Below are 13,353 nucleotides of genomic sequence, written 5' to 3'. Positions count from 1 at the left end.
TTGCCGAGCCGCGCGCGTGGCACACTGCGCGGCATGGCTGACGGCACGGGCGGGACGGACCGCGAGGACGACGGCCCCTCCCTCGAGCTCCCGTCCTTCGGCCTCGGCCTCGGCCGCAGGAGGCGCAAGGAGCCCCGGGGCTCCACCCCGCCCGAGGTGCCGGCCTCGCCCGATCCGGGCCCCGAGGTCCCGTCGGGCCCCGCTCCCGAGGTCCCCGCGTCCCCGGACCCCGGTCCCGAGGTGCCCGCGCAACCCGACCCCGGCCCCGAGGTCACGCCGGGGACGGAGCCCGACGTGCCCGCGCCTCGTCCAGGGCCCGGACCCGGCGGCGAGCCGCCCAGCGAGCCGGAGATCGACCCCGGAGGCCCCGAGCGACCCTCCCCGCTCCCGCAGGAGCCCGAGATCGACCCGCTGCTCCCGGGCGGACCACCTCCTCCGCCCGCCGGGCCCGAGATCGACCCACTCATCCCGACGCGCCCCGAGGAGGAACCCGGGCCGTGGTCGGAGCCCCCGGCACCCGAGGCGGATCCCGAGCCCGCTCCGGCGCCCCTCCCGGGGCCCGAGCCCGAGCCTGACCCCGAACCCGAGACGCGGCCCGGCCCCTTCGACCCCGACCCGGTCGCGCCGCCGCCGGACGGAGGCTCCGACGCGACGCGCGGGGCGTCCTCGCAGCGCGCGGGGACGTCCGTGGCAACGCAGCCGGCCACCCTGGCGACGCACGCGTCCGTCCGGCCCGACGAGGCCGACGGGCCGCGGACTCCCCGCGAGCTCCGGTTCCCGTCCCTGCCGCCGCTCCCTGCCGTCCTGCTGGTGGGCCTGGTGGTCGGCCTCGCTGCGGTGCTGCTGACCTACGGCTCGCTGCGCCTGTGCGACGCCGCGACGGGCACCGCGTCGTGCGGCGGCGGGCCGGGCCTGCTGATGCTGCTCGCCATCGTCATCACGCTCACCTACCTCGGCGGCTGGCTGCTGCGCGGGTTCGGGATCGACGACGCGGGCAGCACCAGCTTCCTGGCGGTCGGGCTCGTCACCCTGGTGGCGATGCTCTTCCTGCTCGACTCGCTCGACGAGCGGTCGGGCGTCGTCGCCGTCCCGGCGGTGGCCGTGCTCGCCTACGCCCTGTCCTGGCGGGTCACCGCTGTCCTGGTCGAGGCGAACGCCGACCAGGACTGAGACGCGCAGGTCAGCGCGCGGCGGCCACCAGCTCGGCGATCTGCACGGTGTTGAGGGCCGCGCCCTTGCGCAGGTTGTCGTTGCTGATGAACAGCGCCAGCCCGCGGTCGCCGTCGACACCTGGGTCGCGGCGCAGCCGGCCGACGTACGACGGGTCCTTGCCGGCGGCGTGCAGCGGCGTCGGCACGTCGCGCAGCTCCACCCCCGGGGCGTCCGCGAGCAGCTCGCGGGCGCGCTCGGGCGTCATCGGCCGCTCGAACTCGGCGTTGACCGCCAGCGAGTGACCGGTGAAGACCGGCACCCGCACGCACAGGCCGGAGACGCGCAGCTCGGGCAGGTCGAGGATCTTGCGCGACTCGTTGCGGAGCTTCTGCTCCTCGTCGGTCTCGTCGAGGCCGTCGTGCACGATCGAGCCCGCCAGCGGGATCACGTTGTAGGCGATGGTGTCGACGTACTTGACCGGCTCCGGGAAGGTCACCGCCTCGCCGTCGTAGGCGAGCTCCCGGCTCTTGTCCCCCGCGGCGGCGATGCCGGCGGCCAGCTCGTCGACGCCGGCGACACCGGAGCCCGAGACGGCCTGGTACGACGACACGATGAGCCGCTGCAGTCCGGCCTCGTCGTGGAGGGGCTTGAGGACCGGCATCGCGGCCATCGTCGTGCAGTTGGGGTTGGCGATGATGCCGCGCCCGGCGGCGACCACGGCGTCGATGGCCGACGGGTTGACCTCGCTGACGACCAACGGGATGTCGGGGTCCAAGCGGTGCGCCGAGCTGTTGTCGATCACGATCACCCCGGCGTCGACGAACTTCGGCGCCAGGGCGCGTGAGGTCGTGGCGCCGGCCGAGAAGATCGCGATGTCCAGGCCGGTCGGGTCGGCGGTGGCGGCGTCCTCCACGGTGACCTCGCGGTCGCCGAAGGGCAGCACCTTGCCGGCCGAGCGGGCCGAGGCGAAGAAGCGGACCTCCTCGATCGGGCCGAGCCTGTCGACGTGGGCCTGCTCGAGCAGGATCTCGCGGACCGCGACGCCCACCTGCCCGGTGGCGCCGACGATGCCGAGCCTGATGCCCGCCATGTCAGCGACCCGTCCCGCCGTAGACGACCGCCTCGACCTCGTCGGCGTCGAGGTCGAACGCGGTGTGCGTCGCCTGGACCGCCTGGTCGACGTCGACCTCGTCGACGACGACGGAGATGCGGATCTCGGAGGTGGAGATCATCTCGATGTTGACCCCGGCGGCGGCGAGGGACGCGAAGAACTTCGCGGTGATCCCCGGGTGCGAGCGCATCCCGGCGCCGATCAGCGAGACCTTCCCGATCTTGTCGTCGTAGAGCAGCTTGTCGTAGCCGACCTCGGCCTGGATCTTGGCCAGTGCGTTCATCGCGGTCTGCCCGTCGGTGCGGGGCAGGGTGAACGAGATGTCGGTCAGGCTCGTCGCGGCGGCCGAGACGTTCTGCACGATCATGTCGAGGTTGATCTGCGCCTCGGAGAGCGCCTCGAAGATGCGTGCGGCCTCACCGACCTTGTCGGGGACCCCGACGACGGTGACCTTGGCCTCGCTCCGGTCGTGCGCGACGCCGGAGATGATCGCCTGTTCCATGGTGCCTCCATCGGTCGGGTCCTCGACGACCCAGGTGCCTTGCAGCTGGCTGAACGACGAGCGGACGTGGATCGGGATGTTGTAGCGCCGGCCGTACTCCACGCAGCGCAGGTGCAGGATCTTGGCGCCGCAGGCGGCGAGCTCGAGCATCTCCTCGTAGGACACCCGGTCGAGCTTGCGGGCCGCCGGCACGATGCGCGGGTCGGCGGTGAAGACGCCGTCGACGTCGGTGTAGATCTCGCAGGCGTCAGCCTCCAGCGCCGCGGCCAGCGCGACCGCGGTGGTGTCGGTGCCGCCGCGCCCGAGGGTGGTGATCTCCTTGGTGTCGGCGCTGACGCCCTGGAAGCCGGCCACGATGACGATGTGGCCCTCCTGCAGCGCGCTGGTGATGCGCCCCGGCGTCACGTCGATGATCTTGGCCCTGCCGTGCACGCCGTCGGTGATCACGCCGGCCTGGGAGCCGGTGTAGGAGCGCGCGGTGTAGCCGAGGTCCGAGATCGCCATCGCGACCAGCGCCATCGAGATCCGCTCACCGGCGGTCAGCAGCATGTCCATCTCGCGCGCGGGCGGGAGCGGGCTCACCTGCCCCGCGAGGTCGAGCAGCTCGTCGGTGGTGTCACCCATCGCCGAGACGGCCACCACGACGTCGTGGCCGGCCTTCTTGTTCTCCACGATGCGCCGCGCGACCCGCTTGATGGCGTCGGCGTCGGCGAGCGAGGAGCCGCCGTACTTCTGCACGACAATGCCCACGGTTGATCCCCTGCAATGGTCGGTGGCTCGAGCGGGCCTCAGTCTACGCGGGCACGGCCGGGGCCCCGGCGCGCATCTCACGGCCGCGCCCGCGACCCCCGGTCGTGGCGCACGACGAGCGTCAGGCCTGGGTGCCGGTCTCGCCGAGGATCTCGTTGGCCACCGCGACCTGCTCGGCGTCGGCCTCGAAGTCGGTGTCGAAGCGGTCGTGCGCCACCACCGTCAGCAGGGCGTTGAGTGCGGCCCCGGCGAGGTTGCCCCAGCTGTTGACGTAGGAGAACTGCCACCACCACAGCGCCTCGGCGATGTCCCCGCGCTTGTAGTGGCGCAGCCCGTTGTCGAGGTCGGTGGCGATGGAAGCGAGGTCGTCGGAGAGCTGGCTGACCACGACCTCGGGCACGTAGGGGTCGAACACGAAGCTGTAGGTGTCGATGCTGTCGAGCATCTGCGCGAGCCGCAGCCGCAGCTCGTCGATGTCGGCCTCCGGCCCCACGTCGGGCTGGTACTCCTCGCGGGGCTGGAAGTCCATCTGCGCCCCGAGCCGGGCCCCGGCCAGGAGCACCTGGCTGATCTCGAGCAGCAGCAGCGAGACGGCCTGCGACCCGTTGCCCTCGCGCGCGATCTCGCGGAGCGCGATCAGGAAGGACTCGATCTGCGCAGCGATCTGGGCGGCGAACTCCGCCTCGTCGATCACGCCGCCCGTCACGTCGGTCTTGGTGTGGTCAGTCATCTGCTGATCGCCTCCCTGCGAACGCCCGGCCGAGGGTGACCTCGTCGGCGTACTCGAGGTCACCACCCACCGGCAGTCCACTCGCCAGCCGCGTCACGCGCAACCCCATCGGCTTGAGCATCCGCGTGAGATAGGTCGCGGTCGCCTCGCCCTCGAGGTTGGGGTCGGTGGCCAGGATGCACTCGGTGATGGTGCCGTCGGCCAGCCGGGTCATCAGCTCCCGGATGCGCAGCTGGTCGGGGCCGATGCCGTCGATGGGCGAGATGGCGCCGCCGAGGACGTGGTAGCGGCCGCGGAACTCGCGGGTGCGCTCGATGGCGACGACGTCCTTGTACTCCTCGACCACGCACAGCACCGCGGGGTCGCGACGCGGGTCACGGCAGATCCGGCACTGCTCGTCCTGGGACACGTTGAAGCACACCGTGCAGAACTTCACCCTGGCCTTGACCTCGATGAGGACGTCGGCGAGGCGGCGTACGTCGGCCGGCTCGGCCTGCAGCAGGTGGAAGGCGATGCGCTGCGCGCTCTTGGGACCGACGCCGGGCAGCCTGCCGAGCTCGTCGATGAGGTCCTGGACGATGCCTTCGTACAAGGGACGTCCTAGAAACCGAGCGGGCCGCCGGGCGCCCCGCCCTGCTCGTCTGCTCCACCGAGCCCGCCGGCCAGCGGACCGAGGGCGTCACTGGCCAGTGCGTCGGCCTTGCCCTTGGCCTCCCGGTAGGCGGCCACGATCATGTCGGACAGGTCCGAGAGGTCGTCGACGTCCGTGCCGTCGAACTCGCCGGCCGTGATGGTCAGCCCCACCAGCTCGCCGACGCCGTTGACCGTCACGGTCACCGCGCCGCCGGCGACCGTGCCGTCGACCGTCTGCTCGGCCAGGCGCTCCTGCGCCGAGGCCAGCTGCTCCTGCATCTGCTGGGCCTGCTGGAGCAGCGCGCCCATGTCGAAGCCTCCGCCGCCGAGTCCCTCGAAGGGGTTCTGGCTCATCGTCTCTCCTGACGTCGTGGGGTGGTGGGGATCGGGTGTCAGTTGTGCGGGATCTCGTCGATCACCTTGGCGCCGAGGGTCTGCTGCAGCAGCGCGGTGCTGTCGAGACCCTGCGTGTCGGCGTCGGGATCATCGGGGTCGGCCGCCTCGTCGGCCAGCGCCCTGTGGTCGACCTTGGGTGCGTCGGAGGCGGGGGCGGTCCGAGAGCGCTCGAGGGCCTCCCGCGCCGCCATGAGGCCGGCGGAGTCCTGCGGCGGGCTGGGCGGGCCCGGGTCCACCTCGGCCTGTGCCGGGGCGGCCGGACCGGCCGCCCCACCGGTGACCCAGTCGGGTGGTGCGTCGACGGCCGGGCGCTCCGCCACGGGCGGCTCCGGCGCTGCCGGCGGCGACGCCGGGGGCACCGACGGACGGGTCGCGACGGGTTGACCACTCCCGCCCTGGGCGCTCGGGTCGACGATCGCGTCGATGCGCCAGTCGACACCGACCACGTCGATGGCCGCCTGGCGGAGGATCTCGTCGCACCCGCCACCGACGAAGGACTCCCGGGCCCCGTGGCTCGCGAACCCGACCGTGAGCGTCCTGGCGTCCACCCCGACGACCTGGGCGTTCTGGATGAGGATCATCCAGGCCAGGCGTCGGCGCATCTTGGTGGCCTCGACGATGTCCGGCCACAGCCGGCGCACCTCGACCATGCTGAGCGGCCCGGCGGCGTCGTCCTGCGACGCGGAGGCGGCCTGGGTTGCCGGAGCAGCGGGCGCAGGGGCGTCGGGCACCGCGGTCGGGCTGCCGGCCCGGGCATCGCCCTGGCCGCCGGCCTGAGCACTGCCCGCACTGCTGTCCTGGCTGCCCCGGCCGCTGTCGTCATCGCCGGGAGCCGGCGGGTGCACGGGCGGGAAGTCGTCACGGCCCGGCGCGGAGACCTCGGGCCAGGCCTCGGCGCTCGTGCCCGCCTGCGGACCGCCCGCGCGCGCGGCCGGCGCCCGGTCGGACCCGGCGTCGGCGCCCGGGGCGTCGGGCGGGGGCACCTCGCCGGGGGCCATCTGCTGGGCAGCGGCGGTAGCCGGAGGTGCCGGCACGCCGGCCGGGGCCGGGGCCGGGGCGACAGGCGCGCTCGCGGCCGCGGGCTGGGCGGCGGGCTGGGGGGTCGGCGCGGGCCGGGTCGGCTCGGGACGCGCGGCGGCCGGGCGCGGCGCGGGCGGGCGGGCGACCGCGTGGTCGCCGGCGCTCACCGCGCCGGTCACGTCGAGCCGTCGCTCGAGCCGGTCGAGGCGGGCCATCACGCCGTCGCTCGTGTGGTCGGCGCCGGGCAGCAGCACCCGGGCACAGATCAGCTCGAGCAGCAGGCGCGGCGCCGTGGCGCCCCGCATCTCGGTGAGGCCGGCGGCGACGATGTCGGCGGCCCGGCTGAGCTCGATCGCGCCGAAGTGCGCCGCCTGGGCGACCAAGCGCTCCGCGGCGTCCTCCGGGACGTCGAGCAGCCCGCTGGCCGGGGCCTCGGGGACGGCGGCCACGATCACCAGGTCCCGGAGGCGCCGCAGCAGGTCCTCGGTGAAGCGGCGGGGGTCCTGTCCCGTCTCGACCACCTTGTCGACCACCCCGAACACGGCCGCCCCGTCGCCCGCCGCGAACGCGTCGACGACCTCGTCGAGGAGCGCGTCGGGCGTGAAGCCGAGCAGTGCCGTGGCGAGCGCGTGGGTGACGCCCGCCGGCCCGGCACCACCGAGCAGCTGGTCGAGGACCGAGAGCGTGTCCCGCGCCGAGCCGCCGCCGGCACGCACCACCAGGGGCAGCGCCGCGGGCTCGATGTCCACGCCCTCCTCGCCGCACAGCTGGGAGAGGTAGTCGGAGAGCAGTCGTGGCGGGATCAGCCGGAACGGGTAGTGGTGGGTGCGCGAACGGATCGTCGGCAGCACCTTCTCGGGCTCGGTGGTGGCGAAGATGAACCGGAGGTGGGGCGGCGGCTCCTCGACCAGCTTGAGGAGCGCGTTGAAGCCCTGCGGCGAGACCATGTGGGCCTCGTCGATGATGTAGATCTTGTAGCGGTCGCGGACCGGCGCGAAGAACGCCTTCTCCCGCAGGTCGCGGGCGTCGTCGACGCCGCCGTGGGAGGCCGCGTCGATCTCGATGACGTCGATGGAGCCCGAGCCGCCCCGCGCGAGCTCGCGGCAGGAGTCGCACTCACCACAGGGGTCGGCGACGGGGGCCTGCGCGCAGTTGAGCGCGCGGGCGAGGATCCGGGCGGAGGTCGTCTTGCCGCAGCCGCGCGGTCCGGAGAAGAGGTAGGCGTGGTTGACCCGGTCGTTCGCGAGCGCGACTCGCAGCGGCTCCGTGACGTGGTCCTGGCCGATGACCTCGGCGAACGTCTCGGGCCGGTAGCGGCGATAGAGGGCGAGCGGTGACTCCACGCCTGAACCCTAACGACCGGGTCCGACAGCGACCACCGGGCGAGGCGCGCGACGGGACCGTACGGACGAGAAGGCCCCCCACGCACCCGACAGAGCTCGCTTACCCTTGCTGCCTTCCGGCCCTGGGGGAGTTGGGCAAGATGTCGCCACGTGGGGGGTTGCCGGAGAGTCTAGGTGAGGGTCCTCGCAGGGCCCAAGGCGACCCCGGCGGAGGCGATTTCACCGCCCGGTCGAGCGACGGGTACGCTCCTCCGCGGAGGATTCGCCTAGTGGCCTATGGCGCTCGCTTGGAAAGCGGGTTGGGTTAACAGCCCTCAGGGGTTCGAATCCCCTATCCTCCGCCATCGACACGGCGCCGGCTCCCGGCGCCGTGTCGCATTTGGCGCACGTCGCGCCCCACCCCCAGAGGTCTGGGAGGCTCGCCGCTCCCCGGCTAGCGTCGACGGGACCCGACGCGAGGAGTGCGCGATGTCCCACGAGCACGAGTCAGGCACCGATCACCAGGCCAGCAAGGGGCACGACCCGGTCACCGAGCACGACGGCCGGGACCGGCCCACGACCGACCAGCCCCTGCACGGGCGCCGTCGGCCGCTGGCCGGGCCGCTGCTCATCACGCTCGGGGTGATCGCCCTTCTCGTGGTGCTCTACCTGCTGGGCGTGACCTACCTCGTGCCCGCGGACTGACGACTGCCGCTACCCGACGTCGTACGACGGTCCGCGCGGCCGCCGCGGGGGGCCTCAGGTCAGGCGCCGCGCGAGCGGGCGCAGGATGAACGCGAGAGCCATCAGGGCGCCGGCGACCAGGCCGCCCCACAGCAGCAGGGTCCGTGACGACCCGAAGAGGTCGAGGCGCTCGGGGGCCGGCGGCGCCATCGCGTCCTCGGAGACCTCACGCACCGTCCGGTCGACCCTGCCGTTGCGGCCCACCGTGAGGGTCCGGGTGAGGGCGTCGTGCGCCTGGACCACGCCGGCACCGGTCCAGGGGTTGGGGACCTCGTCGGAGCCCTCGGCGGTCGCCTCGAGCCGGGCCACGACCTGCTTGGCGTTGTCGCGCGGGTAGGCGGCGCGCAGCAGGGCCACCACCCCGCTGACCTCGGCCGCGGCCCACGAGGTGGCCACCTCGGTGACCAGGCACTTCTGGCCGGTGATGTTGTAGGACAGGCCCTCGTAGGTCGGCGCCGCGACGTCGGTGTCCTTGTTGGGGACGACGAAGCCGCGCACGTCGTCGTTGTCGGGCGCCACCGCGCTGACGGCGAGGACCCCCGGGTAGTCGGCGGGGTAGACATCCTCGTCGTTGCGCGGCGTGCCCCGGAAGGAGTCGGACGCCTCCGGGTCGGCGTTGCCGGCGGAGGCCACGACCACGACGTCGAGGGCCACGAGCTCCTTGACGGCAGCACGCAGGCGGGGGTCGTCCTGGCCGACGGAGAGCGAGATGTTGGCGACCTGGAACTCGGTCGTGCGGCGCAGCGCGACGAGCTGCCGGATCCCCGCGGCCAGCCCCTCGGAGGTGACGCCCCGCTGGCCCTGCGACTGGTCGGGGACCTCGGTGTCGAGCACCCGCACGTCAATGACCCGGGCACCGGGCGCGACACCCTCCGGCCCGGCCACCAGGCCGGCGACGATGCTGCCGTGGCCGGACAGCCGCACCGGGGAGAGGCCGGGGAGAGCCACCCGGGCGGCCGTGTCGATCGGCAGGCCGGGCTCGACGCCGGAGTCGACCACGGCCACCGTGACCCCCGTGCCGTCGGTGATCTCGTGCGCCTCGGGCACGTGCATCCGCGCCATCGGCGCGCTGGCGCGCACCTTCGTGTCGGCCAGCCGCTCGGACTCCGCGAGTGCGCTCACGTCGCACTCCTCGCCGTCGGCCGCGTACGACGGGACGGCCGCGCCGAGGCAGAGCGGCGCCGTCGCCAGTGCCGCGGCGAGCCCGAGCCTGGACGTGCGTCCCACCCGACCGCTCATGAGGCGTCGGCGCCCGCGCTCGCCGGGGCGTCCTCGGGGACACGCCGGGCGGCGTTGACCGACAGGGGCACACCCTCGGTGAAGAACTCCAGCCACGTGTTGGGCACCACCGGGGCAGCGCTGTCCCCGTAGCCGATGGAGGGCGCGACGTCGGGACCGATCAGCGCGTACTTCTGCGCCTTGGTGTCGATGACGTACGGCGTCCCGTCGGTGGCGGCCTCGTCGGCGCCGGACCGGACGTAGGCACCGCCCGACGGGGCGACGTCGACCTCGTGGCTGTTGCGACCGATGCCGGTGGCCGCCACCTCGCCGCGCGGGGTGCCGGCGAGCCGGACCTCCGCGGCCTGGCCCTCCTCCCCCGGGTGCAAGACGGCGCACATGTCGACGCTCTGGTCGGAGGCCGGGTTGTCCGAGGGCCACTCGGACGGGTAGGAGGTGGCGGCCAGCTCGGCGCGCAGGTCCTCGTCGAGCTCCTGGGCGGCCCCGCCGACGGAGTCGTAGACCAGCGCCGCGAACTCGCTCAGCGGGACGGGTCCGTCGGGGCCGAGCAGGTAGTCGCGACTCGGCGTGCTGACCAGGTCGCCGATGCGGAAGCGCGAGAGGTCGGTCTCGGCTCCGGGATAGTCGGCCGGCTGACCCTCGTCGGTGAGGCCGAACGAGTCGGCGCTCAGGGGCGGGGCGACCGGGAAGAGGTTGAGCCACTCCTCGGGGACCCGCGGTGCGGTCGAGGTGGCCCCGAAGCCCAGGCGGCTGGCGATCACGTCGGCGGTGGTCGCGTCCGACGGCAGCTCGAGGCGGTGACCGCTGCCGGTGGGGCTCGGGGCGATCAGCCAGGCAGAGCCGCCACTGGTGACCAGGAACGCCGACTGGCGCAGCTCGGCGATGTCGGGCTCGTCGGTCAACGTGAGCTTGATGCCGGTGTCGGCGGCGGTGCAGGCGGTCCAGCCGTCGTCGATGAGGTCGCCCGCCGCGGGCAGGGTCGGTGCACCGTCGATGCCGAGGTCGGGGCCGAGGGCGACCTCGCGGATGTAGTGGTCGGCCACGCGGTTGGCGTTCAGCTCGGACTCTCCGAGGAGCAGCTGGGCGGAGAGGTAGTTGGGGACCCGCTGGAGCAGCGGGTCGTCGCCTCCGCGCAGCACGACGTACCGCTCTCCGGTCTCCTTGGAGATCACGAAGCTGCCCTCCTCGAGCCACGCCGAGTTGGGGCGGCCGATGAGGAAGCCCGCGATCGCGGCGCCGGCCAGCAGCAGCACCGACAGCGCTATGCCGCCGATCAGGACGCGGCCGGGACGCACGGGCTCGACCTCGCGGCCCCCCGGGGCACCGCTGACGAAGGCCGTGACGAGCCGACGCTTGCTGAAGGCGTGCGCCTCGACGAGGTCCTTCTTGGTGGCCACCCGATCAGCCCTTGACCATGTCGAAGAAGCCGGCGGCCACCACCATCAGCGGCAGGAGGGAGATCAGCGTCGCGGTCTCGACGACGTCGCCGATGCGGCCCCGGCGGACCGAGCCCGACGAGGGGACGAGCGTGGTGACCAGCAGGACGGCGCCCACGACGGCGAGGGCGATGGCCGCCTCGGCCCGCCAGGTGTCGTGGATGAGGACCATCGCCAGGGCGATGGAGACGAAGCCGGCGATGCCGGAGACCAACCCGGTCAGCACCTCCGAGCCGGCGCGGTACTGGCGGGTCCGGAACATCACGGCCAGGCAGCACACCGCGGCCAGGATCGTCCCGAAGACGCCGCGGCCCACGGCCAGCGGGGCGAAGAGCACCAGCAGCGTGCCCACGGTCGCGGAGACGGCCAGCAGGATCTCGTGCGCCACGCGGGCGTCCGCGCCCACCTGCGTCGGGTCGATCTCGTCGGGGTCGGCGGTGATGTCGTGCAGGGAGTAGATCTGGTCGACCTTGGTGCCGGTGACGCCCAGCGCGAGCCAGGGGAAGATGCTCCCGGCCAGGACCACCAGCGTCATCACCACGGTGAAGAGGACGCTCGCCTCCCAGTCGGTCACCTCGAGGAGCAGCCCGCTCACGCCGAGGATGGCGCCGACGACCACGCCCGGGATCACCAGGGCACGGCCCTCGCGGAGGCCGACGACGGCGACGACGCCGGTCACCAGCATCGCCCCGCCGGCGCACGCGAGCGGGAGCTCGAAGAACTCCGCGGGCAACGGCCAGGTCCAGCCGGTCAGCTCGCCGGGGGCGAGCAGGAGGCCGGCCACCGCGGCGTACAGGACGGCGATGAGGGAGACGGCCACCCCCGCCTCGGGCTCCTGCTGGCTGTGGGCCAGCACGATCCCGCCCACCACCAGGAGTCCGGCGAGGACCCCGGCGGCGAGACCGCCCAGCAGGCTCTCGCCCTGGAGGAGGAGCGCGAAGGCACCGAGACCGAGGAGCAGGGCGCCGGCGCTGAGTGCGGTACGACGCCCCGCGGCGGGCTCCCAGGGGTGGAGCTCCTGCTCGACCACGTCGGCCATCGCCTCGACGATGTCGTCGTAGACGCGAGGAGCCTCGTCGTCGATTCCGGCGGTGACCGTCAGCAGGCCGCCGTCCTCGACGCCCTGGATGGTGAGGCCGGCGTCCCCGGCGAGCTGGCGCCCGTCCTGGGTGATGAGCCGGTAGCCGCCGTAGACGGTGGAGGCGTCCAGGATGCCGACGCTGCGCGCGAGCTCGGGGACCAGCTCGGCCACCGGCACGGCGCCGGGGAGGACGAGGTCGACCCGTCGTGACCCCGAGGCCACCGTCACGCGGACCAGTCCCGATGCGACAGATGCCGCCTGACTCATGCCGTCCTACCCCCGTGGTCCGTGCATGCGGACCCGCCCGGTGGGTGGGTCGTCATGCGTCACTTCCGAGTCGTGAGCTCCCCGGTCGGGGAGCAGCCTACATAGCCGGATCTCCGTACGAAGCCGACCGAGGCCGGTCGCCCCGGAAGGGCGACCGGCCTCGGTGCAGGTGGATCGTGGGCGATCAGAAGCGGTTGGCGCCTCGCGCGTCAGCGGCCTTGTACTCCTCGTTGGAGGTCGACACGTTGGCGCTGGCCTGCTGGAGCAGGACGATCATGTCGGCGATCGCCTGGTCCCACTTGGCCTTGGCCTCGCTGTAGGCCTGCTTGGCGGCACCGGTCCAGTCCGAGGCGAGCGGCTTGAGGTCGCCCTCGAGCTGGTCGAGCCGGCTCTGGATGTCCTTGGCCGCCGTCATGACGTCCTGGGAGCCAGCGTCGAGCTTGCCGTGCTGAACATTGATTCCGTCGAAACCGGTCATTGCAGTTCTCTCCTGAGGTCTGTGAAGGGTGTGGTCAGCCGAGGCGGTTCTGGAGGTTCATGTGGGTCTGCGACTGCGACTCGTCGGTCTTCATGTTGTCCTTCTCCGTCTCCTGCATCGACATGGAGAGCTGGTCGAGGGCCTTGAGGATCGTCTCCTGCTTCTCCTGCCACGCGAGCATGAGGTTCTGGAACGCCGAGGCGCCCTGGCCACCCCAGCCGCCCATCATCTCGGCGACCCGGTCGCCGAGGATGTTGCACTTGCCCTTGACGTCGCCGCGAGCGGTGTTGACGTACTCCGCCGCCTGGGAGAGCGCCTTCTCTGTCTGGCTGAGGTTGGTCATGTCAATCCTTCCCCCTCGGCGGCTTGACCCCCGAGTTCACTGGTTGGTGGTGCCCGGTGTGGATGGCACCGTGATGTTGTTGTGGATCCTGTGGCTGGATCGGGGAGACGTCCCGGCCCCCCGCGCCGACATCGATGTACCCGGGCGTT

General features: G+C 73.0%; 13 protein-coding genes, 1 tRNA gene and 1 other RNA gene. 3 read left to right on the top strand and 12 right to left on the bottom strand.

The features are described from left to right. Positions 1-33: 33 nt before the first annotated feature. Positions 34-1,170 carry a hypothetical protein gene (locus DAI17_RS11950; protein WP_107773170.1) on the top strand — a complete coding sequence of 379 codons (1,137 nt, stop codon included), beginning with the start codon at positions 34-36 and terminating at the stop codon, positions 1,168-1,170. A gap of 10 nt (positions 1,171-1,180) precedes the next feature. Here DAI17_RS11950 and DAI17_RS11945 read toward each other — a convergent pair whose 3' ends face one another. From DAI17_RS11945 to ffs, 7 genes are all read right to left on the bottom strand, one after another. After that, positions 1,181-2,242 carry an aspartate-semialdehyde dehydrogenase gene (locus DAI17_RS11945; RefSeq protein ID WP_107773168.1) on the bottom strand — a complete coding sequence of 354 codons (1,062 nt, stop codon included), beginning with the start codon at positions 2,240-2,242 and terminating at the stop codon, positions 1,181-1,183. Between the two features lies 1 nt (position 2,243). Further along, positions 2,244-3,515 (bottom strand): aspartate kinase, encoded by a 1,272-nt coding sequence (locus DAI17_RS11940; protein ID WP_107773166.1) that lies wholly within the window; start codon positions 3,513-3,515, stop codon positions 2,244-2,246. A 121-nt stretch (positions 3,516-3,636) separates the two neighbouring features. Then, positions 3,637-4,245 (bottom strand): DUF5063 domain-containing protein, encoded by a 609-nt coding sequence (locus tag DAI17_RS11935; RefSeq protein ID WP_107773164.1) that lies wholly within the window; start codon positions 4,243-4,245, stop codon positions 3,637-3,639. Further along, positions 4,238-4,837 (bottom strand): recombination mediator RecR, encoded by a 600-nt coding sequence (gene recR, locus DAI17_RS11930; RefSeq protein ID WP_107773162.1) that lies wholly within the window; start codon positions 4,835-4,837, stop codon positions 4,238-4,240. The genes DAI17_RS11935 and recR overlap by 8 nt, the downstream gene beginning before the upstream one ends. An 8-nt stretch (positions 4,838-4,845) precedes the next feature. Beyond that, positions 4,846-5,232, bottom strand: a complete 387-nt coding sequence (locus tag DAI17_RS11925) for a YbaB/EbfC family nucleoid-associated protein (RefSeq protein ID WP_107773160.1) — start codon at positions 5,230-5,232, stop codon at positions 4,846-4,848. Between the two features lie 38 nt (positions 5,233-5,270). Beyond that, positions 5,271-7,637: a DNA polymerase III subunit gamma and tau gene (locus DAI17_RS21555; RefSeq protein ID WP_107773158.1), complete on the bottom strand. Its 2,367-nt coding sequence runs from the start codon at positions 7,635-7,637 to the stop codon at positions 5,271-5,273. Between the two features lie 69 nt (positions 7,638-7,706). Continuing rightward, positions 7,707-7,797: signal recognition particle sRNA small type (gene ffs, locus DAI17_RS11915), an RNA gene on the bottom strand. 95 nt (positions 7,798-7,892) lie between these two features. Here ffs and DAI17_RS11910 point away from each other — a divergent pair. After that, a tRNA-Ser gene (locus tag DAI17_RS11910) sits at positions 7,893-7,981 on the top strand. Between the two features lie 124 nt (positions 7,982-8,105). Further along, on the top strand, positions 8,106-8,321 hold the full coding sequence (locus DAI17_RS11905; RefSeq protein ID WP_107773155.1) for a hypothetical protein: 216 nt from the start codon (positions 8,106-8,108) through the stop codon (positions 8,319-8,321). A gap of 54 nt (positions 8,322-8,375) precedes the next feature. Here DAI17_RS11905 and DAI17_RS21550 read toward each other — a convergent pair whose 3' ends face one another. From DAI17_RS21550 to DAI17_RS11880, 5 genes are all read right to left on the bottom strand, one after another. Continuing rightward, positions 8,376-9,587: a S8 family peptidase gene (locus DAI17_RS21550; protein WP_159081499.1), complete on the bottom strand. Its 1,212-nt coding sequence runs from the start codon at positions 9,585-9,587 to the stop codon at positions 8,376-8,378. An 8-nt stretch (positions 9,588-9,595) separates the two neighbouring features. Next, complete coding sequence (locus DAI17_RS11895) at positions 9,596-10,996, bottom strand: type VII secretion protein EccB (RefSeq protein WP_107773153.1); 1,401 nt, start codon at positions 10,994-10,996, stop codon at positions 9,596-9,598. A 4-nt stretch (positions 10,997-11,000) separates the two neighbouring features. Then, on the bottom strand, positions 11,001-12,383 hold the full coding sequence (gene eccD / locus DAI17_RS11890) for a type VII secretion integral membrane protein EccD (protein WP_107773151.1): 1,383 nt from the start codon (positions 12,381-12,383) through the stop codon (positions 11,001-11,003). 184 nt (positions 12,384-12,567) lie between these two features. Continuing rightward, positions 12,568-12,861 (bottom strand): WXG100 family type VII secretion target, encoded by a 294-nt coding sequence (locus DAI17_RS11885; RefSeq protein WP_107773149.1) that lies wholly within the window; start codon positions 12,859-12,861, stop codon positions 12,568-12,570. A gap of 34 nt (positions 12,862-12,895) precedes the next feature. Next, positions 12,896-13,204, bottom strand: a complete 309-nt coding sequence (locus DAI17_RS11880) for a WXG100 family type VII secretion target (RefSeq protein ID WP_107773147.1) — start codon at positions 13,202-13,204, stop codon at positions 12,896-12,898. Between the last annotated feature and the right edge of the window lie 149 nt (positions 13,205-13,353).

The sequence above is a fragment of the Nocardioides sediminis genome (assembly GCF_003047295.1).
GTDB lineage: Bacteria > Actinomycetota > Actinomycetes > Propionibacteriales > Nocardioidaceae > Nocardioides > Nocardioides sediminis.
Note: the sequence above shows the minus strand (reverse complement) of the source record. Positions and strands in the feature narration are given on the sequence as shown.